The sequence below is a fragment of the Ruegeria sp. YTSA219 genome (assembly GCF_059609985.1).
Genome location: NZ_JBXWMT010000001.1, coordinates 331,815 through 356,682, shown reverse-complemented (window position 1 = coordinate 356,682; position 24,868 = coordinate 331,815). Strand labels below are relative to the sequence as shown.

Annotated in this window: 24 protein-coding genes and 3 tRNA genes; 16 read left to right on the top strand and 11 right to left on the bottom strand. The window is 55.0% G+C overall.

Annotation, left to right across the window (positions count from 1 at the left end; all coding sequences use genetic code 11):
- Window positions 1–110: 110 nt before the first annotated feature.
- The 8 genes from AC2FFB_RS01775 (at window position 111) to AC2FFB_RS01740 (ending at window position 5,713) form a co-directional block, all read left to right on the top strand.
- Complete coding sequence (locus AC2FFB_RS01775; protein WP_142634035.1) at window positions 111–1,226, top strand: carboxylate-amine ligase; 1,116 nt, start codon at window positions 111–113, stop codon at window positions 1,224–1,226.
- A 128-nt stretch (window positions 1,227–1,354) separates the two neighbouring features.
- Window positions 1,355–2,497 (top strand): acyl-CoA dehydrogenase family protein, encoded by a 1,143-nt coding sequence (locus AC2FFB_RS01770; RefSeq protein WP_496687930.1) that lies wholly within the window; start codon window positions 1,355–1,357, stop codon window positions 2,495–2,497.
- Window positions 2,498–2,504: 7 nt separating this feature from the next.
- Window positions 2,505–3,545: an enoyl-CoA hydratase/isomerase family protein gene (locus tag AC2FFB_RS01765; RefSeq protein WP_496687927.1), complete on the top strand. Its 1,041-nt coding sequence runs from the start codon at window positions 2,505–2,507 to the stop codon at window positions 3,543–3,545.
- A 3-nt stretch (window positions 3,546–3,548) separates the two neighbouring features.
- Window positions 3,549–4,421, top strand: coding sequence for a 3-hydroxyisobutyrate dehydrogenase (gene mmsB, locus AC2FFB_RS01760; RefSeq protein WP_281972160.1), 873 nt, complete (start codon window positions 3,549–3,551; stop codon window positions 4,419–4,421).
- Between the two features lie 94 nt (window positions 4,422–4,515).
- Window positions 4,516–4,914: a hypothetical protein gene (locus AC2FFB_RS01755; protein ID WP_281994673.1), complete on the top strand. Its 399-nt coding sequence runs from the start codon at window positions 4,516–4,518 to the stop codon at window positions 4,912–4,914.
- A 143-nt stretch (window positions 4,915–5,057) separates the two neighbouring features.
- Window positions 5,058–5,210 (top strand): hypothetical protein, encoded by a 153-nt coding sequence (locus AC2FFB_RS01750; RefSeq protein ID WP_496687921.1) that lies wholly within the window; start codon window positions 5,058–5,060, stop codon window positions 5,208–5,210.
- Window positions 5,211–5,258: 48 nt separating this feature from the next.
- Window positions 5,259–5,453: a hypothetical protein gene (locus AC2FFB_RS01745; protein ID WP_496688217.1), complete on the top strand. Its 195-nt coding sequence runs from the start codon at window positions 5,259–5,261 to the stop codon at window positions 5,451–5,453.
- Window positions 5,387–5,713, top strand: a complete 327-nt coding sequence (locus AC2FFB_RS01740) for a site-2 protease family protein (RefSeq protein ID WP_496874423.1) — start codon at window positions 5,387–5,389, stop codon at window positions 5,711–5,713. The genes AC2FFB_RS01745 and AC2FFB_RS01740 overlap by 67 nt, the downstream gene beginning before the upstream one ends.
- 17 nt (window positions 5,714–5,730) lie before the next feature.
- Here the strand turns inward: AC2FFB_RS01740 and uvrA are convergent, their stop codons facing one another.
- The 3 genes from uvrA to AC2FFB_RS01725 form a co-directional block, all read right to left on the bottom strand.
- On the bottom strand, window positions 5,731–8,589 hold the full coding sequence (gene uvrA, locus AC2FFB_RS01735) for an excinuclease ABC subunit UvrA (RefSeq protein WP_496693218.1): 2,859 nt from the start codon (window positions 8,587–8,589) through the stop codon (window positions 5,731–5,733).
- A gap of 168 nt (window positions 8,590–8,757) precedes the next feature.
- Window positions 8,758–8,834, bottom strand: a tRNA-Asp gene (locus tag AC2FFB_RS01730).
- Window positions 8,835–8,878: 44 nt separating this feature from the next.
- Window positions 8,879–8,955 (bottom strand) — tRNA-Asp (locus AC2FFB_RS01725).
- Between the two features lie 563 nt (window positions 8,956–9,518).
- On the opposite strand from AC2FFB_RS01725, the gene AC2FFB_RS01720 reads away from it, so the two are divergent.
- Together AC2FFB_RS01720 and AC2FFB_RS01715 are read left to right on the top strand one after the other, a co-directional pair.
- Window positions 9,519–11,345, top strand: coding sequence for a M10 family metallopeptidase C-terminal domain-containing protein (locus AC2FFB_RS01720; protein ID WP_496874422.1), 1,827 nt, complete (start codon window positions 9,519–9,521; stop codon window positions 11,343–11,345).
- A 142-nt stretch (window positions 11,346–11,487) separates the two neighbouring features.
- Window positions 11,488–11,562: transfer RNA gene (locus AC2FFB_RS01715), tRNA-Val, on the top strand.
- 112 nt (window positions 11,563–11,674) lie between these two features.
- Here the strand turns inward: AC2FFB_RS01715 and lon are convergent.
- Entirely contained in the window at window positions 11,675–14,083 is a 2,409-nt protein-coding gene (lon, locus tag AC2FFB_RS01710; RefSeq protein ID WP_142634051.1) for an endopeptidase La, read from the bottom strand.
- Window positions 14,084–14,581: 498 nt separating this feature from the next.
- Here lon and AC2FFB_RS01705 point away from each other — a divergent pair, with 498 nt between their 5' ends.
- The gene (locus AC2FFB_RS01705; RefSeq protein WP_496874421.1) at window positions 14,582–15,604 is read left to right on the top strand and encodes a sugar-transfer associated ATP-grasp domain-containing protein; all 1,023 of its coding nucleotides are present in this window, start codon (window positions 14,582–14,584) and stop codon (window positions 15,602–15,604) included.
- 49 nt (window positions 15,605–15,653) lie between these two features.
- On the opposite strand, the gene tgt is transcribed toward AC2FFB_RS01705, so the two are convergent.
- Complete coding sequence (tgt, locus tag AC2FFB_RS01700) at window positions 15,654–16,784, bottom strand: tRNA guanosine(34) transglycosylase Tgt (RefSeq protein WP_142634055.1); 1,131 nt, start codon at window positions 16,782–16,784, stop codon at window positions 15,654–15,656.
- 63 nt (window positions 16,785–16,847) lie between these two features.
- Window positions 16,848–17,759, bottom strand: a complete 912-nt coding sequence (locus tag AC2FFB_RS01695) for a nucleoside hydrolase (RefSeq protein ID WP_496874420.1) — start codon at window positions 17,757–17,759, stop codon at window positions 16,848–16,850.
- Window positions 17,760–17,932: 173 nt separating this feature from the next.
- On the opposite strand from AC2FFB_RS01695, the gene AC2FFB_RS01690 reads away from it, so the two are divergent.
- The 3 genes from AC2FFB_RS01690 (at window position 17,933) to AC2FFB_RS01680 (ending at window position 19,561) form a co-directional block, all read left to right on the top strand.
- Complete coding sequence (locus tag AC2FFB_RS01690; RefSeq protein WP_142634059.1) at window positions 17,933–18,823, top strand: SPFH domain-containing protein; 891 nt, start codon at window positions 17,933–17,935, stop codon at window positions 18,821–18,823.
- Complete coding sequence (locus AC2FFB_RS01685) at window positions 18,823–19,101, top strand: NfeD family protein (protein ID WP_142634061.1); 279 nt, start codon at window positions 18,823–18,825, stop codon at window positions 19,099–19,101. The genes AC2FFB_RS01690 and AC2FFB_RS01685 overlap by 1 nt, the downstream gene beginning before the upstream one ends.
- 97 nt (window positions 19,102–19,198) lie before the next feature.
- A complete protein-coding gene (locus tag AC2FFB_RS01680) occupies window positions 19,199–19,561 on the top strand; it encodes an SUF system Fe-S cluster assembly protein (protein ID WP_142634063.1) in 363 nt (120 codons plus the stop codon).
- Window positions 19,562–19,583: 22 nt separating this feature from the next.
- Here the strand turns inward: AC2FFB_RS01680 and AC2FFB_RS01675 are convergent, their stop codons facing one another.
- Window positions 19,584–19,913, bottom strand: coding sequence for a hypothetical protein (locus AC2FFB_RS01675; RefSeq protein WP_142634065.1), 330 nt, complete (start codon window positions 19,911–19,913; stop codon window positions 19,584–19,586).
- Between the two features lie 199 nt (window positions 19,914–20,112).
- Here AC2FFB_RS01675 and AC2FFB_RS01670 point away from each other — a divergent pair, with 199 nt between their 5' ends.
- The gene (locus AC2FFB_RS01670) at window positions 20,113–20,478 is read left to right on the top strand and encodes a HesB/IscA family protein (RefSeq protein WP_496874419.1); all 366 of its coding nucleotides are present in this window, start codon (window positions 20,113–20,115) and stop codon (window positions 20,476–20,478) included.
- On the opposite strand, the gene AC2FFB_RS01665 is transcribed toward AC2FFB_RS01670, so the two are convergent.
- Window positions 20,475–21,398, bottom strand: coding sequence for an isopenicillin N synthase family dioxygenase (locus AC2FFB_RS01665; protein ID WP_496874418.1), 924 nt, complete (start codon window positions 21,396–21,398; stop codon window positions 20,475–20,477). The genes AC2FFB_RS01670 and AC2FFB_RS01665 overlap by 4 nt on opposite strands.
- 116 nt (window positions 21,399–21,514) lie before the next feature.
- Here AC2FFB_RS01665 and tpiA point away from each other — a divergent pair, with 116 nt between their 5' ends.
- Window positions 21,515–22,264 (top strand): triose-phosphate isomerase, encoded by a 750-nt coding sequence (gene tpiA / locus AC2FFB_RS01660; protein WP_142634069.1) that lies wholly within the window; start codon window positions 21,515–21,517, stop codon window positions 22,262–22,264.
- Here tpiA and AC2FFB_RS01655 read toward each other — a convergent pair whose 3' ends face one another.
- The 3 genes from AC2FFB_RS01655 to AC2FFB_RS01645 form a co-directional block, all read right to left on the bottom strand.
- Window positions 22,265–22,576 (bottom strand): DMT family transporter, encoded by a 312-nt coding sequence (locus AC2FFB_RS01655; RefSeq protein ID WP_142634071.1) that lies wholly within the window; start codon window positions 22,574–22,576, stop codon window positions 22,265–22,267.
- A 156-nt stretch (window positions 22,577–22,732) separates the two neighbouring features.
- Window positions 22,733–24,109: a TRAP transporter large permease gene (locus AC2FFB_RS01650; RefSeq protein ID WP_496874417.1), complete on the bottom strand. Its 1,377-nt coding sequence runs from the start codon at window positions 24,107–24,109 to the stop codon at window positions 22,733–22,735.
- Entirely contained in the window at window positions 24,109–24,786 is a 678-nt protein-coding gene (locus AC2FFB_RS01645; protein WP_142634075.1) for a TRAP transporter small permease, read from the bottom strand. The genes AC2FFB_RS01650 and AC2FFB_RS01645 overlap by 1 nt, the downstream gene beginning before the upstream one ends.
- Window positions 24,787–24,868: the final 82 nt, after the last annotated feature.

Sequence of the window (24,868 nt, the reverse complement as noted above, 5' to 3'; positions counted from 1 at the left end):
GTTCCTTACCGTTGCTAGCCCGATGACCGCAAGGACTCTGCCGGTAAACACTTGGCAAAAAGCGTATTTCCGTATTCACTGTTTCGCATAAAGCTAGAAAGAGGGCCGCCATGCAGCAGGAATACACGCTGGGCATTGAGGAAGAGTATCTTCTGGTCGACCGCGACAGCCTTGAACTTGCCCAAGCACCCGCTGCACTGATGGAAGCCTGCCAGGCTGATTTTCAGGGCCAGGTCAGCCCCGAGTTTCTGCAGTGCCAGATCGAGGTTGGCACCCGCCCCCATGCAACGATCCGCACGGCCCGAGAAGATTTGAAACGCCTGAGGGCGGGTGTGGCGGATCGGTCCGCCGAATACAATCTGGCCCCGATTGCTGTGTCCTGCCACCCCTTTGCGGACTGGAAGAAACAGCACCACACGCGCCGAGAGCGCTATGACGCCTTGCAGCATGCCCTGGGCGGTGTCGCGCGACGGATGCTGATCTGCGGGATGCACGTGCATGTCGGTGTTGAAGAACCGTCATTGCGGGCCGACCTGATGCCGCAGCTTTCCTATTTCCTGCCGCATCTGTTGGCGCTCTCCACATCCTCGCCCTATTGGAACGGAGAGGATACCGGCCTGTCTTCCTATCGCCTGACCGTATTCGACAACCTGCCCCGCACCGGATTACCACCAGTTCTGGCAAGTTGGTCGGAATATGAACGTACGACAGGCATTCTGGTCGAACTTGGCGTGATCGAGGATACCTCGAAAATCTGGTGGGATTTGCGACCGTCTCATCGCTTTCCAACGCTCGAAACACGCATAATGGACGTGCAGCCGAGGTTGGAGCACACTTTGTCACTGGCTGCAATGGTACAGGCGCTGGTCCGAATGTTGTGCCGTCTGAAAGACCGCAACTTGCGTTGGCGGCAATATGACAGGTTCCTGATTGGTGAAAACCGGTGGCGGGCGCAGCGTTACGGTGTCGGCGAAGGCATGATTGATTTCGGGGATCGATCCATCAAGCCCATGCCGGAACTTATGGGTGAACTGATGGGTATGCTGGCCGAAGATGCCGAAGCACTGGGCACCATGACTGAACTTGCCCGGCTACAGCAAATCGCACAAAACGGCACATCTGCCACGCGGCAACGACGTGTTCACGCCGAAGCGACGGCCAAAGGTGCGGATGCAGGCAGGGCTGTGGTTCAGCATCTGATCGAAGAATTCCATCAGGATTTATGACCTGCCTCAAAGTATGATCTAATCGTTTTCGCAATATCCCTGTCAGGAATTGCTGGGCGTGCAAAATTTCTGTAAGAATCAGGAAATAAACACTCGTTCAATTCATCCGGCGACGTGGGAGGAAACCAATGGATTTTGCACCAACCGAAGAGCAAACTGCTATCTTCGATATGGCCTATGAGTTCGGGCAGGAGCATATCGCACCCTTCGCCCGGCAATGGGAGGCAGATGGCACTATTCCCAAAGACCTTTGGCCCCGTGTAGGAGAGCTTGGCTTTGGCGGTCTCTATGTGTCCGAAGATAGTGGCGGTTCCGGTCTTAGCAGGCTGGATGCGACGATGGTGTTCGAGGCCCTTTCGATGGCTTGCCCTTCAGTCGCGGCCTTCCTGACGATCCACAACATGTGCGCCAAGATGTTAGACACATTTGCCGCGGATGAGCTGAAATCGCGGATCATGCCGGATATTCTTAGCCTGAACACAGTCCTCAGCTACTGCCTGACCGAACCCGGATCAGGCTCGGACGCAGCCGCGCTGAAAACCCGCGCCGAACGCACGAACGAAGGTTATACGCTGAACGGAACCAAGGCCTTCATCTCGGGCGGCGGATACTCAGATGCTTATGTCTGTATGGTGCGCACCGGACAGGATGGTCCCAAAGGGATTTCAACCCTGTATGTCGAAGATGGCACTCCAGGTCTTAGCTTTGGCGCGCTTGAACAAAAGATGGGCTGGAAAAGCCAACCAACGGCGCAGGTTCAGTTTGACGACTGCAAAGTTCCGGCGGGCAATCTGGTGGGTACAGAAGGTGACGGATTCAAATATGCGATGATGGGCCTGGATGGCGGTCGCTTGAATATTGCCTCATGTTCTTTGGGGGCGGCACAAGCAGGTCTGAACATGACGCTTCAGTATATGTCCGAGCGTCAGGCATTCGGGAAGTCGATTGATCAGTTTCAAGCGCTGCAGTTCAGGCTTGCGGATATGGAAATAGAATTGCAGGCGGCCCGGACGTTCTTGCGTCAGGCGGCCTGGAAACTGGACACGGGCGCACCGGACGCCACCAAGTTCTGTGCAATGGCCAAGAAATTCGTGACTGAAACCGGATCAAAAGTGGTCGACCAATGCCTGCAACTGCACGGCGGTTATGGGTATCTCGCCGATTACGGTATCGAAAAGCTTGTCCGCGACTTGCGCGTTCATCAAATTCTGGAAGGCACAAACGAGATCATGCGCGTCATTGTTTCTCGTCAGATGCTTGCCCAACGCTGAGACCCCGATGTCAGATATTGAAATTCACACTACCGGCCGCGCTGGACGCATCACTCTGACACGCCCCAAAGCTTTGAACGCGCTGAGTTATGACATGTGCATGGCGATAGATACGGCCATGCGCAACTGGCGCGAGGACGAGTCAGTTGACCTGATCATACTGGACGCCGTTGGCGATAAAGCATTTTGCGCCGGGGGAGATATCGCAGAGCTTTATGATACCGGGTGCAAAGGCGACTTTGCCTATGGGCAGACTTTCTGGCGCGATGAATACAGGCTGAATGCACTGATTTTCGAATACCCCAAGCCCGTGGTCAGTTTCCTACAAGGGTTTACTATGGGTGGTGGCGTCGGAATTGGGTGCCATGGAAGCCACCGCATAGTCGGTGAAACATCTCAGATTGCCCTGCCCGAGTGCTCTATCGGTTTGGTGCCGGATGTTGGTGGCTCTCTGATGCTCGCGCTGGCTCCGGGTCGACTGGGAGAATACTTGGGCACAACAGGTCACCGAATGGGCCCTGCGGACGCCATTTATGCGGGCTTTGCCGACCATTTTATCCCCATTGAAGAATGGCCCGGCTTGATCGAACTGCTCGAAGCTTCCGGGAGCACAGACCTGTTGGTCGAGCATTCCCAGACGCCACTCACAGGTAAACTTGAAAAGGTCCAGGCGGAAATCGACGTGCTTTTCAATGGCGAGGGGTTGAACGACATCCTCAACGCGTTGCGCTTTTCCGAGACCCCGTTCTCTGACGCGGCGCAAAAGTTGATGGGCCGCAACTCTCCACTATCCGTGGCTTGTACCATTGAAATGATCCATCGGCTTAAGGCGCTGGATCTGTCGATCCGAAAAGCCCTGGAGATGGAATACCGCTTTACGGCGCGCGCCATGGAACACGGAGACTTTCTGGAAGGTATCCGCGCGCAGATCATAGACAAGGATCGCTCTCCTAATTGGCGTCACCATGGCAAACCTGTTCCCGCCGTGGATATTTCCGCAATGCTGCGGCCCCTGGGCAGCGTCGCCCTGACATTCGAGGAGGATTAAAGAATGAAAATCGGGTTTATCGGCCTTGGAAACATGGGCAATCCAATGGCAGTCAATCTTGCCAATGCCGGGCATGAAGTCGCTGGGTTTGATATGGCCGAGGTGTCGGTTTCCGGTGTTACTTTGACTGGGTCAGGGGCCGACGCTGCAAAAGACACAGACATCGTCATCACCATGCTTCCGAATGGCCAGATACTTCGATCCGTCGCAAATGAGATCATTCCAGCGATGAATGAAGGGGCCGTCTGGGTCGATTGTTCGACAGTGGATGTCGACAGCGCTCGAGCTGTTGCCGATATGGCTTTGGCTGCGGGAGTTTTGGCCGTCGACGCGCCCGTATCGGGCGGTATCGGAGGCGCCTCGGCTGGGACGCTGACATTCATGGCAGGTGGAAGCGCCGAGGCATTCGAAAAAGCCCGGCCCTTGTTCGACATCATGGGGCAAAAGGCAGTGCATTGCGGAGATGCGGGCGCGGGTCAGGCGGCCAAGATCTGCAACAACATGATTTTGGGCGTCACCATGATTGCAACCTGCGAGGCCTTCGCGCTGGCCGACAAATTGGGGCTGGACCGGCAGAAAATGTTCGACGTTGTCAGCACCTCCTCGGGCTATAGCTGGACGATGAACGCATACTGCCCTGCCCCAGGCATCGGCCCGCAAAGCCCGGCCGACAATGGTTATCAACCCGGCTTTGCCGCCGAACTGATGTTGAAAGACCTGCGTCTCAGTCAGCAGGCGGCGGAAAGCTCGGATGCCGACACCCCAATGGGGATGATGGCGACCGAGCTGTATCAGCAATTCGTCGAAAGCGAAGATGGGCTCGGGCTGGACTTCTCGGCCATGCTTCCGCGATTTGAAAAGCGCGGTCGGAACTAGGATGCCCTTGGGCGGCTTCCTGCCCATAGGGTTGACCCCTTTCCTGCCGATGTCCATCTAATGGAGAGGTTCAGCATCGATTCTTGGGGCTACGATGACGCATAATTTGGTCAAAGCGCTTACTGTTCTTGCTCTGGTCGTGACCCCGGTGGCGGCCATGGCCGGTAACGGGAAGGGAAACGGCAAGAACAAGAATAGCAATAAGGTCATCCGCATTGCGCCTCAGGGCGGTATTGTTGCAACTGGAAACGCCGGCCACTGCCCGCCGGGCCTGGCCAAGAAAAACGTACCCTGTGTCCCTCCGGGACAGGCCAAAAAGCTGTATAGAAATGGCGAGTTTATCAATGGCGACTATCGCTGGATTGATGATCCGTTTCGGTATGGCCTGAATAGGGGAAGCTATGTCCGCGCAGGCGACTACGTGTATCGTGTCGACCCGGATACACGCAAAGTTCTGAACCTGATCGGCGCGGTTGCAGACATCCTGAACTGACAATCGCGGCCTGAATTCAAGCGGTCGAAAAGCAACCTCTGTCGATTTGAGAAAGTAAGCAGGCTCGGGCATTTTTCAGCCTGTTTTCAAAATTTTGACGCAATCTAACATCATCATAAACCTCACTATTTCGAGGTTTTATTATGAATACTGAAAAGGTGCTATTTGAGCTCCGCGGCCCATGGAACGTACCGATACATTTCAGCCAAAGCCTTATTTTTCTGGTTTTGATCGTTGTCGGATTTAACGCCGATCCGGTCAACCTGCCCTATGCGCTCGCCTTCGTGGCGATTTAATTGATTTCGATTCTCCTGCACGAGTTGGGCCACCTATGGGGCTGTCTTGTGCAGGGCGTGCCCGTCAATCGAGTCGTCCTTTATGGGGGCGGCGGATTCTGCGAACATCGCCGGTCAACCTCGGCATATGAAGACGAATTGATTGTGGCCATGGGGCCGATTGTGAACCTGACCCTGTGGACCGTGTGTTCATTGCTGGAACCGTTTCCAACTCGCCCGAAATTGGCTGGGTTCTGGTGGTGACGGCAGAGCTAAACCTGTGGCTGGCGCTGTTTAACATGCTGCCCCTGACGCCGCTGGATCGGGGGCAGTTGCTCTTTGCTTTGCTCACGCGCATCATTTCGGCGAACTCAGCCGCGCGTGTTTCCGGGTTTACTGGGCTGGTTGGCGTTCTGCTATGGATCCCGATGATGATTTTTGCCTATGTCAGCTTCGGCTTCGTGTTCCTGTTCTTTCCGCCAATACTGCGCCACTGGCAGACGCTGCGATACGCCAGATACTGAAGTTGCCGCGACGGAGGTTATTCCGCCGCGACCCGCTCGGGGTTCAGCAACTGTTTCAAATACCTGCCCGTATGGCTGCGTTCCACAACAACAACATCTTCGGGCGTTCCCGTGGCGACAATTTCACCACCACCATCACCGCCTTCGGGTCCGATATCAATGATGTGGTCGGCCGTTTTGACAACATCCAGATTGTGTTCGATCACAACAACCGTGTTACCCTGATCAACCAATTCATGCAGCACTTCCAACAGCTTGCGGACGTCTTCGAAATGAAGACCGGTCGTCGGCTCATCCAGAATGTAAAGCGTCCGACCAGTTGAGCGTTTGGAGAGTTCTTTTGACAGCTTCACCCGCTGCGCTTCACCGCCCGACAGGGTCGTCGCCTGTTGCCCGACCTTGATATACCCCAGACCGACCCGCGCCAGCGCGTCCATCTTATCGCGGATCGACGGCACGGCTTTGAAGAACTCTTGTGCATCTTCCACTGTCATATCAAGGACATCCGCGATGGACTTGCCTTTGAATTTGATCTCAAGGGTTTCCCGATTGTACCGCGCGCCTTTGCAGGTTTCGCAGGTTACATAGACATCGGGCAGAAAGTGCATTTCGATCTTGATGACGCCGTCGCCCTGACAAGCCTCGCACCGACCGCCTTTGACGTTAAAGCTGAACCGGCCAGGCTTGTACCCGCGCGCCTTGGACTCGGGCAGACCGGCGAACCAGTCACGGATCGGCGTGAACGCCCCCGTATACGTGGCCGGGTTCGAGCGTGGTGTACGCCCGATGGGCCGCTGGTCGATGTCGATCACCTTATCCAGATGCTCGAGCCCCTTGATCGTCTCGCACGGCGCGGGTGTCTGCCGCGCGCCGTTCAGCCGCATGGAGGCTGTCTTGAATAGGGTTTCAATCGTCAGGGTCGATTTGCCACCGCCGGATACGCCGGTCACACAGACGAACTTGCCCAGAGGAAAATCAGCGGTCACTTTCTTCAGATTGTTCCCGGTGGCCTTAACCACAGTCACTTTCTTTTTGTTCCCCTTCCGCCGCTCGGACGGCACCGGGATTTCGCGTGTGCCTGACAGGTATTGGCCGGTGATCGAGGCTGCATCGGTCGCGATCTCGGACGGGGTACCCTGGCTGACGACCTGTCCGCCATGCACGCCTGCGCCCGGTCCGATGTCAAAGACATAGTCGGCTTCGCGGATGGCTTCCTCGTCATGTTCTACGACGATGACCGTGTTCCCCTGATCCCTCAGGTTTTTGAGAGTACCCAGCAAGCGGTCATTGTCGCGCTGATGCAACCCGATCGAAGGTTCGTCCAGTACATACAAAACCCCGGTCAGACCCGAACCGATCTGGCTGGCCAGACGGATACGCTGACTTTCCCCGCCCGAAAGCGTTCCACTTGAACGTGACAACGTAAGGTATTCCAAACCAACGTTATTTAGGAACCCAAGCCGCTCACGAATCTCCTTGAGTATCACCCGCGCGATTTCATTTTTCTGAGCACTCAGATGGTTTGGTGCATCCTCAACCCACGCCAGCGCCTCGCGGATCGACATCTGCACAACCTGCCCGACATGCAATCCGGCGATCTTGACGGCCAGCGCCTCGGCCCGCAGTCGATAGCCTTCGCAACTGCCGCAGGACCGGTTGTTTTGGTAGCGTTCGAATTCTTCGCGTATCCAGGCGCTGTCAGTCTCGCGATAGCGGCGCTCCATATTCGGGATAACGCCTTCGAAACTGCGGGTTACCTGATATACCCGGCCACCCTCGTCATAGCGGAACTGGATTTCTTCCTCGCCCGATCCGCGCAGAAACACCTGCTGCACCTTGGCGGGCAGATCTTTCCACGGCGTATTCTTGTCGAACTCATAATGTCGCGCGATGGCTTCGATAGTCTGCAGGAAATAGGGCGACTTGCCCTTGCGCCAGGGCGCCAAGGCGCCGTCATACAGTTTCAGCGTCTGATCCGGCACTACGAGGCGTTCGTCAAAGAACAGCTCGACCCCCAGCCCGTCACAGGCCTGACAGGCCCCGAAGGGCGCATTAAAGGAAAATAGGCGCGGTTCGATCTCGGGGATGGTGAAGCCACTGACAGGACAGGCGAAATTTTCACTGAAGGTGATCCGCTCCGGGTCGCCTTCAGGCGGTGCGGTTTCCAAAATCGCAATGCCATCGGCCAAATCAAGCGCTGTGCGCAGGCTGTCCGCCAGCCGCGTTTCCATACCCTCGCGCACGACCAACCGGTCGACCACAACGTCGATGTCATGGCGGAATTTCTTGTCCAGTGTCGGCGGCTCGTCCAGCTCGTGAAACGCGCCATCAACCTTGACGCGCTGAAAGCCCTGTTTGCGCAGTTCCAGGAACTCTTTTTTGTACTCGCCCTTCCGGTCTCGCACGATCGGGGCAAGCAGATACCCGCGCGTGCCCTCCTCCATCGTCATGATCCGGTCGACCATATCCTGCACCTGCTGGGCTTCGATCGGCTTGCCCGTGGCAGGGCTGAACGGTGTACCAGCGCGGGCAAACAGCAGACGCAGATAGTCGTAAATCTCGGTCACGGTTCCCACGGTAGACCGTGGGTTCTTTGAGGTCGTCTTCTGTTCGATGGAAATAGCCGGAGATAGACCACTGATATGGTCCACATCTGGCTTTTCCATCATATCCAGAAATTGCCGGGCATAGGCCGACAGGCTTTCGACATACCGGCGCTGCCCTTCCGCATAGATCGTGTCAAAGGCAAGCGACGACTTGCCCGAGCCTGACAGACCAGTGATGACCACAAGCTGGTCACGCGGAATATCCACGTCAATGCCTTTGAGGTTATGTTCGCGCGCGCCGCGCACCTCGATATTCTTCAGCTCAGCCATGTTTGGCCCCCAACACATAAGTGTCCTAGAGATAAGCGAGCCACACTGAGTCTCCAACAGAAAAGTTAGAACAAAATGTGAACGAGAGAGATGTTGCCGCCACCTACTGACAACAAAACCAATAGAGTCACCCGGTAAACGGTATGATTTCTGAAAACTAGTGGAAAATGGCGCGGTTGACGGGGCTCGAACCCGCGACCCCCGGCGTGACAGGCCGGTACTCTAACCAGCTGAGCTACAACCGCGCATCTATTTCGTGGCCTTTACCCTGGACCAAGGATGGCAGCGATGGCGCGGTTGACGGGGCTCGAACCCGCGACCCCCGGCGTGACAGGCCGGTACTCTAACCAACTGAGCTACAACCGCCCGCTGCCCGTTCGTTGCTGAACGTTGGGGTGTATTATGGCCACGCCCGGACATCGTCAAGCGGCGAATTGAAGTTTTTTCTCAGAACGTAATTTTTGTTAGAGATGTTTTCTCGTCACACGACGAATGGCCAAACAGAAACCAGCCGATAATTCACGACCCACTGCCTTTGGCCAGACAAAAATATTCTGAAACCTTGAGCAGCACATCACCTGGCATGGGTCCCGCTAAATCCAGATCTCAGGACAGCCTCCAAGCTCATCCCCAAGCTTATTGTGACATAAACCCAAAGTGAACAGTCATATCAACTTACTGGCAGAGAGTTACTCAAAGCTTGCCGCGTTCTGCCTCAATTCAACCACAAATGGTCTGCAAGACGATTACAAACACCTCTGCCAAAAGAGACTTCATACGCTCGGTTGATCCTCGGGCCAAAACGTTGGAAATTTCTGATGCCAAAGGAAGAATTACCGATTCTAGAACCGGTCAATATATACGGCGCCAATTTTGTATTCCGGAAAAACCGGGAACAAATGGCGTGTTAGACAAGGAAGAAATTTAAGATGTCAGTTGCCAGCACAACTTCTCCGGGTGCAAATGTTACCGGCCATGTTTATGTAGACAGCCTGATTTGGGGCACGTCTTGGGACACCAGCGCCGGAGGCGTCAGTGCTCCGGGCACAATCACATACTCCTTCGATGATGGATCGTTAGGTCGCCGTGGCTTTGCCTCCTACATGAAGGAAGCAATCCGCAAAGCATTTGCAATTATCGAAACGATCATTCCGATCGAGTTCAACGAAGTCGGCTTTCTGACACCAGCAGGCGAGATTAATGACGTTAACATCACCTACGCTTTGCTGACCCAAAACGATCTTGGCGGACCCGGATCTCTTGGTGTCCATCAAGTTCCGGGTGACGACCCCCTGCTGCAGGATTCTGGCATCGACGCCCTGTTCGGCATCTTTGCCTATGATACGCCTCTGTTTAGCAAAGAGGCGCTACGCAAAGGCGGTGAAGGCTTCGCGACAATCATTCACGAGATTCTTCACGGCCTTGGTCTAGCCCACCCACATGATGAAGGCGGCAGTTCGACTATTTTTCCGGGGGTTACGCAGCCCTTCGACGACTACGGGACAGATGGGCAGAACCAGGGTGTTTACACCATCATGTCCTACAACTCGGGCTATCCCGAAGTTGTTCCTCTGAAGACATATAAGGCTGGCGGCACGGCCTCGCCTATGGCCCTGGATATCGCCGCGTTGCAGGCCATCTACGGAACGACGGATCACAATACCGACGATAACGTCTATAAAATCAAAGGCAAAAATGGCGCCGGGACCTTCTGGACATCCATCTGGGACACCGATGGGGTCGATACGATTTCAGCAAATGGTGTTAAGCGCAGCGTCACGATCAACCTCAATGACGCGGATCTTGATGGCAGCGATGCAGGTGGCACTCCTTCCCATGCCAAAGGCATAACCGGCGGATTTACGATCGCAAATGGAGTCGTCATTGAGAATGCTGTGGGCGGCAAAAAGGGCGATCTCATCGTCGGGAATGAAGCTGATAACCTATTGTTGGGTGTCGGCGGTAGCGATGTTATTTCTGCTGGCGAGGGTAATGACATTGTTCTTGGGGGTGGCGGCAATGACACCCTGACCGGAGGTCTTGGAAACGACGAACTGTACGGCCACAAGGGCACGGACAACTTTGTAGCCGAGGACAGCGACGGCGACGATATCATTAACGGCGGAGAGGGCCTGGATTGGTTGCGTTATATCGGCACAAGCGCCGTAACCGTTGATTTGTCTGACACCAATGCACAGGCAACCGGATACGGAACCGATACCATTACGGGTGTCGAAAACGTCGATGGGTCCGAGCAAAATGACGACATTACAGGTACGGACGGTCGAAACATCCTGCAGGGTAATGGAGGGTCTGACCGCCTGGACGGGGGCCTTGGCAAAGATACCCTGAATGGTGGCGCAGGCAGCGATACTTTGATCGGTGGTGCCGGAAGGGACACCATGACCGGCGGCGAAGGGGCCGATGAGTTTGTGTTCACGTCAACAACCGAAAGTTCGCGCAAAGCAAAATATGCCGACCGGATTACCGATTTCACTCAGGGTGAAGACAAGATCGACCTAAGTGCGATCGACGCAAGCACCGTAATTGACGGCGATGATTCATTTGTCTTCAACGGTACAACACCGGCCCAGACGTCGGACGAAGGCGAAATCTATTACGTCAAGAAAAACAACGCAGGCACCAAGAACGACTTCACACTTGTTCTTGTGGATACTGACGCCGACAAAAATCCTGAGATGGTTATCAAGATCTCTGGCTTGCACGATCTGACCCAGGACGATTTCATTCTTTGACATCAAAAAGTGAAAGGGCGGCCCCACAAGGCCGCCCGTTTATGGGCACCTCGACTGGGCATTTGCGGGGTAATCCCCGGTGCCCAAAAGGCGCAAAGACCTCTTGCGGCTTTGCTGAACTCCTTATAAGACCCCTGCTCACGGGTGATTAGCTCAGTGGTAGAGCGCTTCGTTCACATCGAAGATGTCAGGAGTTCAAATCTCTTATCACCCACCATTTCTCTACTCTGCGATCCGATATGCAAAGCCAGTAATTGGCTGACTATTTGGTCTGACCAAAGAAAAAGGGCGAGGTGCTAACCCCGCCCCTAATTGCCATATTCTGACCTTTAGTGCGCCCTGGCGGACGGGGACGTGTTCTCAGCCGTTTTGGCTGCAGCCGCGGCGGCCTCTTCTGCGGCTTCGTCCCATTCGACAGGTTCAGGATCCCGAACCAGAGCGTGTTTCAGAACTTCCGAAACATGCGTGACCGGGATGATTTTCAGCCCTTCCTTCACGTTGTCAGGAATTTCGGCCAGGTCTTTCTCATTCTCTTCCGGAATCAGAACAGTCTTGATCCCGCCGCGCAGAGCCGCCAGCAGCTTTTCCTTCAAACCACCGATGGGCATCGCATTGCCGCGCAGGGAAACCTCTCCTGTCATGGCAATATCCTTGTGCACCGGGATACCCGTCAGAACCGATACGATTGAGGTCACCATTGCCAAACCGGCCGAAGGACCATCCTTGGGCGTTGCCCCGTCCGGTACGTGGACGTGGATGTCCAGGTTGTCGAATTTGGGCGGCTTCACCCCGATCTTAGGTGAGATTGACCGCACATAAGATGAGGCTGCATCGATGGATTCCTTCATCACATCGCCCAGCTTACCCGTGGTCTTCATCCGCCCCTTACCGGGCAGTTTCAGCGCCTCGATATGCAGCAGATCGCCGCCAACGGAGGTCCAGGCCAGACCGGTTACAACCCCAACCTGATCGTGCTGTTCAGCCAAACCATAGCGGAACTTGGGCACGCCCAAGAATTCATCCAGATTGTCCGGCGTCACCGTGACCGACTCCGCCTCTTTCTTGATGATCTTGGTCAGCGACTTCCGCGCCACCTTGGCGATTTCGCGTTCAAGGTTCCGCACGCCAGCTTCTCGGGTGTAGGTGCGGATAATCGATTGCAGCGCCTCATCGGATAGTTCGAACTCTTTGGCTTTCAGACCGTGGTTCTTGATCTGCTTACCGATCAGGTGCTGCTTGGCGATCTCGCTCTTTTCATCTTCGGTATAGCCCGCCAGAGGTATGATCTCCATCCGGTCGAGCAAAGGCCCGGGCATGTTATAGCTGTTGGAGGTGGTCAGGAACATCACGTTGGATAGGTCATATTCAACCTCAAGGTAGTGATCCATGAACGTGCTGTTCTGTTCCGGGTCCAACACTTCCAGCATGGCCGAGGCCGGATCGCCACGGAAATCCTGACCCATCTTGTCGATCTCGTCGAGCAGGATGAGCGGGTTTGTGGTCTTCGCCTTTTTCAGCGCCTGGATGATCTTACCAGGCATCGAACCGATATAGGTCCGACGGTGGCCACGGATCTCGGACTCGTCACGCACACCGCCCAGCGAGATGCGAATGAATTCGCGCCCCGTCGCACGTGCAACCGACTTACCAAGCGAGGTTTTACCCACACCCGGAGGGCCAACAAGGCACATAATCGGGCCCTTCAGCTTCTTCGACCGCTGCTGAACAGCCAGATATTCGACGATCCGTTCCTTGACCTTCTCAAGCCCATAGTGATCGTCGTCCAGAATTTCCTGCGCGCGGCCCAGATCTTTTTTAACGCGGGACTTGGTGCCCCAAGGCAGAGCCAAAATCCAGTCGAGGTAATTGCGCACGACAGTAGCTTCAGCCGACATCGGGCTCATATTGCGCAGCTTCTTCAGCTCACCTTCGGCCTTTTCACGCGCCTCTTTCGACAGCTTTGTTTCGGCGATTTTCTCTTCCAGCTCGGCCACTTCGTTCGAGCCGTCATCGCCATCGCCAAGTTCCTTCTGAATGGCTTTCATCTGCTCATTCAGGTAGTACTCGCGCTGTGTCTTCTCCATCTGGGTTTTGACGCGGGTCTTGATCTTTTTCTCGACCTGCAGAACCGACATCTCGCCCTGCATCAGGCCGTAGACCTTTTCAAGCCGTTCGCTGACCGACAGTGTTTCCAGCAGTTCCTGCTTTTGCTCGACCTCGATACCAAGATGCCCCGACACGAGGTCGGCAAGTTTGGCGGGCTCGGCGGTTTCACCAACAGCGGTCAAAGCCTCTTCGGGGATGTTCTTGCGGACTTTGGCATAGCGTTCGAACTCATCCGCGACGGTGCGAAGCAACGCTTGTGTAGTGGTCACATCACCCGGAATCTCGGTCAGATATTCTGCACGAGCCTCAAAAAACTCTTCGTTATCAAGGTATTCTGTAATCTGTACGCGCGCTTGCCCCTCGACCAGAACTTTCACGGTTCCATCTGGAAGCTTCAGCAGCTGCAGCACATTCGCCAGCACGCCCGAGCGATAGATACCGTCGATTTCCGGATCGTCATCACCTGGATCAATCTGGCTAGACAGCAGAATTTGCTTATCGTCCTGCATCACTTCCTCAAGTGCGCGGACAGACCTTTCCCGACCCACGAACAAAGGCACGATCATATGAGGAAAAACCACAATGTCGCGCAGCGGAAGTACTGGGTATGAGGAATTCAGGGGCTCTTGCATGCTCAATCCTTATCTTTGGCAAGACGGCACTGGTCCCTCATCTAGGCAACCCCCGGCCGTCTCCTGTCTGGAAGGTAAAGGTGGTGCGCCAAGCGTCCTATTTCAACCTTACCTGTAGTGGACCTAACAATGACCGGAAGGTTGCGCCTCCGCAAGACGATAACATGATCAGTCTTGTCAAATTCTCAATTTGACCCCGCTTGGTTTCTTCGGCGATTGCCTGCCTGGAAATTCAGAAACCAACAGCAAAAGTACAACACTATCTAACAGGCAGCTGCCCAAAGCCTGCCATCATTGCAAACAATATGATTGCATACCCCAACTTCTGATCGATTACTGTGAGTCGTAGAGATGACAAATCCAAAAAATACCAATGCTGCGGAATCCGACCATCAACGGTACTTATCTGCCCGCGACTCCGATCATGCGACTCTTTTAGCGCATGCCGCCAAAAGCTCTGGGCGATCTGTTATACAAGTCCAACGGAGCTTCAATCAAATGGCAAAGCCTCCCAGCCGTTTGAATATGGTCGAGTATGTGCGCAATGGCCTTCATCACGAAGACCGCTTTACCGACGCCGAACGCGCGGCATACATCTCCAATGATCTCCATTGGCCCATCGCCCACAAGTGTAACCATCATGGTTGGAACAGTGCCGCAGAAGACAAGATACTGGCTTCTACTTTGCTTGAAACAGCAGGTGTACCTGTCCCGGAAACCGTTGGCGTCATCGACCGTTCGAACCGACACTACCCCGGGGTTACGAAAATCAACACTCCTGAGGCGTTGCGCGATCTCGTTTGCAACCATCTGGAAGGTGGGCTTTTTGGAAAGATCGTCGAGGGGATGGTAAGCTTTGGGGCCTTTTTGATCGAGGATGCGGATCAATCCACTATCACTTGTGCAGGCCAACCGCCGATCACTTATGAGGCATTCCTAGACGAGTTCGTTGGGCAGAATTCATATGTCGTGCAACCTTTGCTCAAAAATCACTCTGCAATCCAAGACTACGCTTCAGCCCTTGCAACGGTGCGAATGGTTACGCTGGTAAGAGAAAACGACGTCTTTTGCCCAGTTGCCGTTATTAAAATTCCGCAGGGCCCCAATATTGCGGACGCCTTCTGGAGACCGGGGAACCTTGCTTGTTCGATCAATATCGAAACCGGTGTTATCGAAACCGTCGCGCGCCGCGCCAAGATGGAAACAGAATTCCTGGATGACCATCCTGACAACCCCGGTTTAATGGGCTTGAAACTGCCTTTTTGGGACGAATTGATCGAAATAAATGACCGTGCTGCAAGAACCTTTCAGCCAATTCGATATCAGTCGACCGACATCGCTATAACCGAGTCTGGCCCGGTCGTTGTCGAGCTGAACTATGGCGGTGGCTTCGACCTGCCTCAATATGCAAGTGGCCGTGGGATGTTGACACCAGAAGTTCGTAGCTTTTTCGAAGGGTTTGGCTACGACCTTGATGCAAAACCACAAAAGAAGCGCTGGCTGTTCGGTAAACGCAGATAAAGCGCCCTCAATCTAGAGTCTTGTTAGGTTGACTGAAAAGGCGCTGAACCTAAATCTGTTCAATATCCCCTTGCGCGCGCTGCGCATGGAAGGTCGCCTGCCAGGCATCGAATGTACCAGCAGCAATGGCATCGCGCATACCCTGCATTATTTCCTGAAAATAGTGCAGATTATGCCAGGTCAGCAGCATGCCCGAGATCATCTCGTTCGAGCGGAACACATGGTGTAGATAGGCGCGAGAGTAGTTCGAACACGCCGGGCATGAGCAGGCCTCATCCAGCGGGCGCGGGTCATCTGCGTGGCGGGCATTCTTTATGTTGACCACGCCGTAACGAGTGAACACCTGTCCTGTGCGACCGGACCGTGAGGGTAAGACACAATCCATCATGTCGATCCCGCGGGCGACAGCTCCGACAATGTCGTCAGGCTTTCCAACGCCCATCAAATAGCGCGGTCTGTCGGCTGGCAGAAAGTCAGGAGCGTAGTCGAGGCAACCAAACATTGCCTCCTGACCTTCGCCCACGGCCAGACCGCCAACCGCGTAACCCTCAAATCCGATCGCTTTCAGCGCCTCGGCGCTTTCTTCGCGTAAATCCTGTTCCAGCCCGCCTTGCATGATCCCAAACAACGCATGTCCAGGACGGTCGCCGAAAGCCTGTCGCGATCGATCGGCCCATCGCATCGACAAGCGCATTGATTCAGCAATTCGATCTCGATCTGCGGGTAGGGCCGGACATTCGTCAAAACACATCACGATGTCTGAACCCAGCAAGCGCTGAATCTCCATCGAGCGTTCCGGGGTCAGCTCGTGCTTGGACCCATCGACATGAGATTTGAAGGTCACGCCCTTTTCGGTCAGCTTGCGCAGACCAGCCAGGGACATGACCTGAAATCCACCGGAATCCGTCAGGATCGGGCGATCCCAGTTCATGAACTTGTGCAACCCGCCCAAACGGTCGATGCGTTCAGCCGTAGGGCGCAGCATCAGGTGATAGGTGTTCCCCAACAAGATATCGGCTCCGGTTGCACGAACACTTTCCGGCATCATCGCTTTGACCGTCGCAGCAGTGCCTACGGGCATGAACGCCGGAGTACGCACCTCACCGCGCGGAGTGTGGATCACCCCGGCGCGGGCCTTGCCGTCGGTGGCCTTCAGGTCAAATGAGAAACGGTCTGTCATTGGGTATCCTCGGGTCGCTGAACCGGGCAGGATTTGCCCGATCTGTTCAGCCATTGCAAGTTGTCAGGGTAAAGAGGCAACCTGCCGGGTAAACAGATCAACAACCCCTGCCCCGTCAACATCCCGGCATACCAGCACAGCCGGTCGCGTTGAGACCGGACGCGTAGCGCCGGATTCCGAACCGCCTACAATTACCTCAACCCCGGTTTCGACCATCTCGAACATCGTGCCATGGGTGCAGGCGATCACAGCAGTCGAGTCATGCAGGCCGCAGCCCTCCAACCCGCCGATATCCTTGTAGAATTTCAGGTAAAATACCGAGATGTCGCGCAGGAAAGCCCCCATATCGGGCGAGCGTTGGGCCAGACCGTCAAAATCCGCACTTTTGTACAGCGTTTTCAAGGTGACATCCAAACCAACCACAACGGTCGCCGGCGGTGCTGCAAACACTTCATTTGCGGCAAGGGCATCGTGATAGATGTTTGCTTCGGCATGTTCCGTGATGTTGCCTGGGCAGAAAACCGCCCCACCCATGATCACCAACTGTTTGATGTTCTGCGAAAACTCAGGATCCAGACGCATCGCCGCAGCAATATTAGTCAAGGGGCCGATTGCACAAACCGTCAGCTCTCCCTTGTTGCGGCGCGCCATTTCAACCAGGAATTCCGTGGCATTCAATTCATGGTTCGCCCCGATTTCCGGGATATCGGTAATATCCCCAAAACCTTCGGGACCGTGAACATGTTCGGACGGTGCGTGGTGCCCTGTTCCCTGTGGGTAGGCCGCGCCTTGGGCGACGGGAATGTCCAACCCAAGTTTATCCACCAAAAACCGTGCATTGCGGCTGGATTGATGAACGTGGGTGTTGCCAAAAACGGTCGTCAGGCCGATCAAGTCAATCTCGGGGGCTGCAGCGGCATATGCAATGGCCATCGCATCGTCGATGCCGGGGTCTGTATCAATAATCATTTTCATCCCAGCCCGATAGCGCAAACGCGAGGGGATGCAAAGCGGTCACAATAGCAAAAACTAACCAAAATCCATGGATCAGGGTTTTGAATCCAAGCACAATCCCTCCATACCAGAGTTGAAAAAGGGCGATTCAATCCCCAAATGTATACTATCGTACACAATAAAAGAGGACAGATATGACCGAAGACCAAATCATTGGATTGCTTTCTTCGAACATAATTTACCTGCTCGCGGCGGCATTGATCGTCATCATCACGCTAAAAGGCATTAAAATCGTGCCGCAATCAGAAAAGTATGTGGTCGAACGGTTCGGGCGCTTGCATTCGGTGCTTGGCCCTGGGATCAACTTTATCGTTCCTTTACTGGATGTTGCGCGGCACAAGATATCCATTCTGGAACGCCAACTTCCCAATGCAACGCAGGATGCAATCACCAAAGATAACGTTCTGGTCCAAATCGACACTTCGGTCTTTTACCGCATCCTAGAGCCGGAAAAGACAGTCTACCGCATCCGCGATGTAGATGGTGCTATCGCGACGACCGTTGCCGGTATCGTCCGGGCGGAAATCGGCAAGATGGACCTGGACGAAGTTCAGTCGAACCGTGCTCAACTGATCACTCAGATTCAAGGAAGCGTCGAAACCGCCGTGGATGACTGGGGGATCGAAGTGACGCGCGCCGAGATTTTGGACGTTAACCTCGATCAGGCGACCCGTGACGCGATGCTGCAACAATTGAATGCTGAACGCGCGCGCCGCGCGCAGGTGACCGAGGCTGAGGGCAAGAAACGCTCTGTTGAGCTGCAGGCCGACGCCGAACTCTATGCGGCAGAACAAACGGCCAAAGCGCGCCGCATTCAAGCCGAAGCCGAAGCCTATGCAACCAGTGTTGTTGCCCAGGCGATTAAGGAAAACGGTATCGAAGCGGCTCAGTACCAGGTTGCATTGAAACAGGTTGAGGCATTGAACACGCTGGGCACCGGCAATGGCTCGCAGACTATCGTTGTGCCTGCCAATGCGCTTGAAGCTTTCGGAAACGCCTTCAACATGTTGAAAGGACGTACATAATGGCTGATCCCTTTTGGTTAACATGGTGGCTATGGCTGGCTGGCGCGTTGGCTTTGGGCATCCTCGAAATAGTCCTACCTGGGTTCATCTTTCTGGGTTTTGCCATCGGGGCCGGGCTGACGGGTATTCTGTTGGCAATCCCTGGCATAGTACCGTCGCTGCCGATCCTGCTTATGATCTTTGCGACTTTGTCGCTGATTGCCTGGCTGATCCTGCGCCGCGTCTTTGCTCTGCCCCATGGCCAGGTGAAGAAGTTCAGGCATGACATAAACGACTAAACTCTTATGGCACCCCTTAAGGGGGTGTCATTGTGCCTCTGGACGCTGCCCGAGGCTTTCCCTATATAATTCGTCAGGTAACAAACCCGAGGCACGAATGACTCACCCGAGCGAACAGTTTGAAGGCACACCTCTTATTGCCCCTTCAACGATTGAACACCCTCTTTATGAGCCGGTGGTCGACGCCTGCCGAACGGTTTATGACCCCGAAATCCCTGTAAACATCTATGATCTGGGTCTGATCTATACGATCGACATCACCCAGGAAAACGCGGTCAAGGTCATCATGACACTGACCGCGCCCGGCTGCCCGGTTGCCGGCGAAATGCCTGGGTGGATCGTCGAGGCAATCGAACCCGTGGCCGGCGTAAAAGAAGTTGACGTGGAACTGACCTGGGAGCCCCCCTGGGGCATGGAAATGATGTCAGACGAAGCGCGCCTGGAACTTGGATTTATGTAAGGTCAAGTGCGAAAGCCTTCTGTTATTGAATTCCGCAGGTCGATTTGATTTCGTCCGACCTCTGGTTAAGCTTCTCTATGTAATCTCCTGATAACATGGTTAGTCTTTTCTTTTCGGTTCCAGTCACAAGGCCTAGAAGCGCCCCAGCAGGTGTAATGGCAATTACACTTTTGGCCTGCTCCTCCTCTGCATGTTTTCGTTCGGTTGCAATCGCGCGCAAATCACCTTCTGCCGTTGCACAGTTTACCGGATGTTGCTTTTCTTCTGCGATCGCCGTCTGAGCCAAAAACACAGACAGCATCAGAGAAGGAATTGTAAGAATATCTTTTTTTCTAAACCAAAGTCTTTTCATGCTATTCAGCCTCAAATATTTTCCAAAAGTGGATCATGGGTCAGGCTATGACGAGTGTAATTTGCAAAGCAAGCCTTGCTTACCGACTGGGCGGGAAATCTAATCCGACAGTAAAAGTTAGGTAAGAAATCCTGCTATGTCTTGAGCCTGATGCCTCGCGGCACTACATTAGCAACAACGAACAACGACGGAGATCATGATGTTCGGCATCCCCGGCAAACAGGCCGTAACAATGACACCAAAGGCTGCAGAGCAGATTGCCCGCCTGATGACTTCGGGCGGTCATGCTGGTTTGCGTATTGGCGTCAAGAAAGGCGGATGTGCCGGGATGGAATACACCATGGACTATGTCGACCAGCCTGACACCAATGATGAAGTGGTCGAGCAGAACGGCGCGCGGATCATGATCGCCCCGATGGCACAGATGTTCCTGTTTGGAACAGAGATCGACTATGAGGTCTCGTTACTTGAATCCGGTTTCAAGTTCCGCAACCCGAATGTTGTAGATGCCTGCGGTTGCGGAGAATCCATCAAGTTCGACGAAAGCATTGCAACTCAGCCTTAAGACGCTGCCTGCAAGTGCACATAGGTCTCGTTGAAACGACGCGTCAAGTGCTCTCCTGCCTGGATGACATTCTCTGAATGTGGCGGGGCAACATTGGTGTCATAAGACGGGTTGAAGAACAAAGGAACCGACAGCCTTTCAGCAGATCCACCGATCACACGGTGCAGAGTTGCCTTGACCGCCCCTGCCGTCCAGAACTCCAGCATCTCCCCAAAATTGATAATGAATGTTCCGGGCTGCGCTTGGACCTGAGCCCAACTCTGGTCCGGCATCTGTACCTCTAACCCGGCTCGACCATCGGTGGCCAGCAGGGTCAGACAGCCATAATCAGTGTGCGCTCCGATACCGAAATCCTTTTCGCCTGCCCAGACTGGCCTTTGCGGGTAATAATTGCCGCGCAACAGGGCCATGGGCGTGTCGAAGGCAGTGTCAAAGCTGTTGGCATCCTTGCCCAATGCCACCGAAATGGCGCGCAACACCCGCATGGCAACCGAACAGGCGTCACCATAATAGGCCTCGATGATTGATCGAAACTCGGGCACAGTCTCCGGCCATTGGTTCGGGGCATAAACCGAGAGGTTCTTGCCAAAGTACCTATTGGTCTCAGCTAGCTCGTATCCGCAATCGAACATTTCTTTGAAGTCAGGATTTGCAGCTGGATCTACCTGTTCCGAGCGCGCGGCGCCCCACCCACGGTTGGACCCGGTCACAGCCATATCAACACGCCGTTTCTCGACCTCTGGCAGCCGGAAGAATGCGTGATATGCCGAGATGACCCGTTCCACCCGACAGGCAGAGATACCAGTATTGGAGACGGTCAGAAACCCAACTTCACCGACGGCGCGGGTCAATTTGGCCAATTCCGCCGTGTCGCACCGATCCAGTTTTTCAAGATCAAGATGTTCGATCATATTGCTCATTCCTCATCGCGGCGGAAACTGCCGTTTTGCAACGGGCTCTGCAACCGGAATTGTCAGACCTGACTGGCAATGATATCCGGTCACCAGAAAACCGATTTATTTCAAGGGGACGCGATATGCGGCGCAAACTGGCGGCTGGAAACTGGAAGATGAATGGTAATGCTGCCGACTTGAGCGAGCTTCAGGCCCTTTCTCACATGCATGCTGCCCCGGCAGTTGATATTCTGATCTGCCCACCTGCCACCTTGATCCATCGGGCCAAAGAGAAGGTCCTGGGCGGAAACATCCAGATAGGCGGTCAGGATTGCCACGCGGCAAACTCGGGCGCGCATACAGGTGACATTAGCGCCCAGATGCTGGCCGACGCCGGAGCGTCAGCCGTCATTCTTGGCCATTCTGAACGCCGCGAAGATCATGGTGAACAGAATGAAGATGTTCGTGCTAAGTCTATTGCCGCTATGAATGGTGGGCTAAAGGCAATCATCTGCGTCGGTGAAAGCCTGGAACAGCGCGAGGCCGCCAATACCCTGGATATAATCGGCGGTCAGATGTCCGGCTCGATCCCGGATCAGGCAACGGGCGAAAACCTAATAGTCGCCTACGAACCGATCTGGGCCATTGGCACGGGCAAAGTGCCCACTCTGGATGAAATCGGTCAGGTGCATGACTTTATCCGCGCGCGGCTAGAACGGCGCTTTGGCGAAGGCGTTGGGCGTTCGGTCCGGCTGCTTTATGGCGGCTCGGTCAAGCCATCGAACGCCGCCGAGATTTTCGCCGTATCGAACGTGGATGGCGCTCTGGTCGGCGGGGCGAGCCTGAAGGCTGACGATTTCTCGGGCATCATTCAGGCTCTGGAACAGGCCTGATCAGGCCATTTTCATCGTCACCATCCCGGCTATGATCAAGACTGCCGCGCAGATCCGCGTGGCGGTCAGGGCTTCGCCCAGAAAAAGAATACCAAAGGTAAACGCGCCAACCGCTCCTATTCCCGTCCAGATGACATAGGCTGTTCCCAAAGGCAGCGTCCGCATTGCCAGTGCCAGCAAGGTGAACGAACCCAGCATCGAAACCGCCATCAGGGCGGTCGGCCAGAACCGGGTGAACCCGGCAGATTGTTTCATCGCCACGGCCCAGACAATTTCAAGCAGGCCGGCAAACAACAGGATAATCCAGGGCATAGAAGAGACCTCTGATCAGTCCGGGTCGTCCCGGATGCTGTCCCGTCATGGAGAGGTCGTCCTCTGCCCTTTAGATAATCCCCTTGGCGCCCCGTTCAAGACGCAGAGACCGGGCAGAGATCCCCTGCCCGGTCTTTTTCACAGCGGTTGGACCCGCTAGTTTGTTATGATCTCCGGCCCCATGAAAGTGTTGGGCAGGAAGGTGGATATCCACGGGATATAGGTCACCATGATCAGGAAGACGAACAGGACCGCCAGGAATGGCAGGGCCGCCCGGACAACGCCCATCATCGGCATGCCGGCCACGCCCGAGGTCACGAACAGGTTCAAGCCGACCGGCGGGGTAATCATCCCGATCTCCATGTTCACAACCATGATGATGCCCAGGTGAATCGGGTCGATGCCCAGCTCGATTGCAATCGGAAACACCAGTGGTGCTACGATAACCAGCAGGCCCGAAGGCTCCATGAACTGGCCGCCGATTAGCAGGATCACATTGACCACGATCAGGAAAGCCACCGGCCCCAGACCTGCCGACAGCATGGCAGTTGCTATGTGCTGCGGTACCTGTTCATCGGTCAGTACATGTTTCAGGATCAAGGCGTTGGCGATAACGAACAGCAGGGTAACGGTAAGTTTCCCAGCTTCGAACAACGTCTGCTTGGTGTCGGGGTGAAAAATTGCCGTGATCAGCGCATAAGGCTTTCTGAGCAAAGAGATATTCTTTTCCTCACCCTCGGTGCTGAGGGGGCCCATGTCCTTGTAGACGAAGCTGGCAATCAAAAAGGCATAGACTGCGGCCACCGCAGCGGCCTCGGTCGGGGTAAAGATACCGCCGTAGATGCCGCCCAGAATGATCACGATCAGGAACAGACCCCACCCGGCCTCGCGTGCCGAGACAAGGATTTCGCCCCAGCCTTTCCATTCCCCCTTGGGAAGGTTCTTGACCTTGGCCATCACATAGATGGTGATCATCAGCATCAGCCCAGCCATCAGGCCGGGGATCACACCGGCGAGGAACATGCGGCCAACCGAAACTTCGACAGCAGCCGCATAGACCACCATCACGATCGACGGCGGGATCAAAATGCCCAGCGTCCCGGCGTTACAGATCACACCGGCGGCAAACTCCTTGGAATAACCAACCTGCCGCATCCCGGCGATCACAATCGAACCAATGGCCACCACCGTAGCCGGAGACGACCCCGACAGAGCCGCAAACAGCATACAGGCGAACACGCCCGCAATCGCCAGACCTCCGGGCAAGTGCCCCACGCAGGCTATCGAGAAACGGATGATGCGCCGAGCCACGCCGCCCGTGGTCATGAAGGACGAGGCCAGAATGAAGAAAGGGATCGCCAGCAGGGTAAAATGCCCTTCGAAAGCCTCAAACAAGGTACCTGCGACCGAGGCGAGCGAACTGTCGGAATAAATCAGCAGAAACAGGGTCGAACTGAGCCCCAGCGCCACCGCAATCGGTACACCGATCAACAGCAGGCCGATCACCATCGAGAACAGAAGAATGACATCCATCAGTTGTGCTCTCCTTGCTGAGCGCGGACTTCTTCAATCTCGTCCTCGACTTCGTGGCTAGCGACCATCCGATCGGCTTCGCCGCGCCAAATCTGTACCGCAACCTGCGCAAAGCGGATCACCAAAAGCAGCATCGACACGGGCAGAACCAGATACGGCACCACCTTGGGCAGTTTTTCATAGCCCTCGCCATAGTTGATCAGATCCTCAAGAAACCGCAGCGGGGCGACCATCGGAATGTCGTCGACCTCATAAAAGCTCTGACTGCGCGCATCGAAGTTGAACCCGGTAGGGAACCATCGCCCCGATGTGGGCGGCAGATCCGCGAACACGGCCCAATAGTCATATGCGCCTTTTAGCATCAGCAGAGAAAACACCAGACAGCAGGCTACTGCGATCAGAGCCAAAATCCGTCGAGGCGCCGGGCTGAGCATGTTCAGGATGGCGTCCACTCCCAGATGGGCGTGTTTCTTGACGGCATAAGACGCCCCAAGCAGCACCAACCAGCCGAAGGCGAATACCGTCAGCTCCAGTGCCCATAGGATATTGGAATTAAAGAAATACCTTGCGATCACATTGGCAAATGTCACAGCCGTCATCAGGCCCAGCAACGATGCGATCAAGGTTTCTTCGATATGGTCGACCAGCCCGCCTTGGCCGGATTGCGCACCAGACATCTATCTGTCCCCACATTTTTTTGAGATAAGTGCTGTTTGGGCGGGCCAAATCGGCCCACCCTGCCTGCGCGTCGAATACTCC

Excerpts from the sequence above, each read along its gene's own strand:
- AC2FFB_RS01720 (WP_496874422.1), top strand. The coding sequence starts at position 9,519 with ATGTCAGTTGCCAGCACAACTTCTCCGGGTGCAAATGTTACCGGCCAT.
- AC2FFB_RS01755 (WP_281994673.1), top strand. The coding sequence starts at position 4,516 with ATGACGCATAATTTGGTCAAAGCGCTTACTGTTCTTGCTCTGGTCGTG.
- AC2FFB_RS01770 (WP_496687930.1), top strand. The coding sequence starts at position 1,355 with ATGGATTTTGCACCAACCGAAGAGCAAACTGCTATCTTCGATATGGCC.
- AC2FFB_RS01680 (WP_142634063.1), top strand. The coding sequence starts at position 19,199 with ATGACTCACCCGAGCGAACAGTTTGAAGGCACACCTCTTATTGCCCCT.
- mmsB (WP_281972160.1), top strand. The coding sequence starts at position 3,549 with ATGAAAATCGGGTTTATCGGCCTTGGAAACATGGGCAATCCAATGGCA.
- lon (WP_142634051.1), bottom strand. The coding sequence starts at position 14,083 with ATGCAAGAGCCCCTGAATTCCTCATACCCAGTACTTCCGCTGCGCGAC.
- uvrA (WP_496693218.1), bottom strand. The coding sequence starts at position 8,589 with ATGGCTGAGCTGAAGAATATCGAGGTGCGCGGCGCGCGCGAACATAAC.
- AC2FFB_RS01685 (WP_142634061.1), top strand. The coding sequence starts at position 18,823 with ATGGCTGATCCCTTTTGGTTAACATGGTGGCTATGGCTGGCTGGCGCG.
- AC2FFB_RS01670 (WP_496874419.1), top strand. The coding sequence starts at position 20,113 with ATGTTCGGCATCCCCGGCAAACAGGCCGTAACAATGACACCAAAGGCT.
- AC2FFB_RS01765 (WP_496687927.1), top strand. The coding sequence starts at position 2,505 with ATGTCAGATATTGAAATTCACACTACCGGCCGCGCTGGACGCATCACT.
- AC2FFB_RS01775 (WP_142634035.1), top strand. The coding sequence starts at position 111 with ATGCAGCAGGAATACACGCTGGGCATTGAGGAAGAGTATCTTCTGGTC.
- AC2FFB_RS01695 (WP_496874420.1), bottom strand. The coding sequence starts at position 17,759 with ATGAAAATGATTATTGATACAGACCCCGGCATCGACGATGCGATGGCC.
- tgt (WP_142634055.1), bottom strand. The coding sequence starts at position 16,784 with ATGACAGACCGTTTCTCATTTGACCTGAAGGCCACCGACGGCAAGGCC.
- AC2FFB_RS01655 (WP_142634071.1), bottom strand. The coding sequence starts at position 22,576 with ATGCCCTGGATTATCCTGTTGTTTGCCGGCCTGCTTGAAATTGTCTGG.
- AC2FFB_RS01705 (WP_496874421.1), top strand. The coding sequence starts at position 14,582 with ATGGCAAAGCCTCCCAGCCGTTTGAATATGGTCGAGTATGTGCGCAAT.
- AC2FFB_RS01645 (WP_142634075.1), bottom strand. The coding sequence starts at position 24,786 with ATGTCTGGTGCGCAATCCGGCCAAGGCGGGCTGGTCGACCATATCGAA.
- AC2FFB_RS01665 (WP_496874418.1), bottom strand. The coding sequence starts at position 21,398 with ATGAGCAATATGATCGAACATCTTGATCTTGAAAAACTGGATCGGTGC.
- tpiA (WP_142634069.1), top strand. The coding sequence starts at position 21,515 with ATGCGGCGCAAACTGGCGGCTGGAAACTGGAAGATGAATGGTAATGCT.
- AC2FFB_RS01690 (WP_142634059.1), top strand. The coding sequence starts at position 17,933 with ATGACCGAAGACCAAATCATTGGATTGCTTTCTTCGAACATAATTTAC.
- AC2FFB_RS01675 (WP_142634065.1), bottom strand. The coding sequence starts at position 19,913 with ATGAAAAGACTTTGGTTTAGAAAAAAAGATATTCTTACAATTCCTTCT.
- AC2FFB_RS01750 (WP_496687921.1), top strand. The coding sequence starts at position 5,058 with ATGAATACTGAAAAGGTGCTATTTGAGCTCCGCGGCCCATGGAACGTA.
- AC2FFB_RS01650 (WP_496874417.1), bottom strand. The coding sequence starts at position 24,109 with ATGGATGTCATTCTTCTGTTCTCGATGGTGATCGGCCTGCTGTTGATC.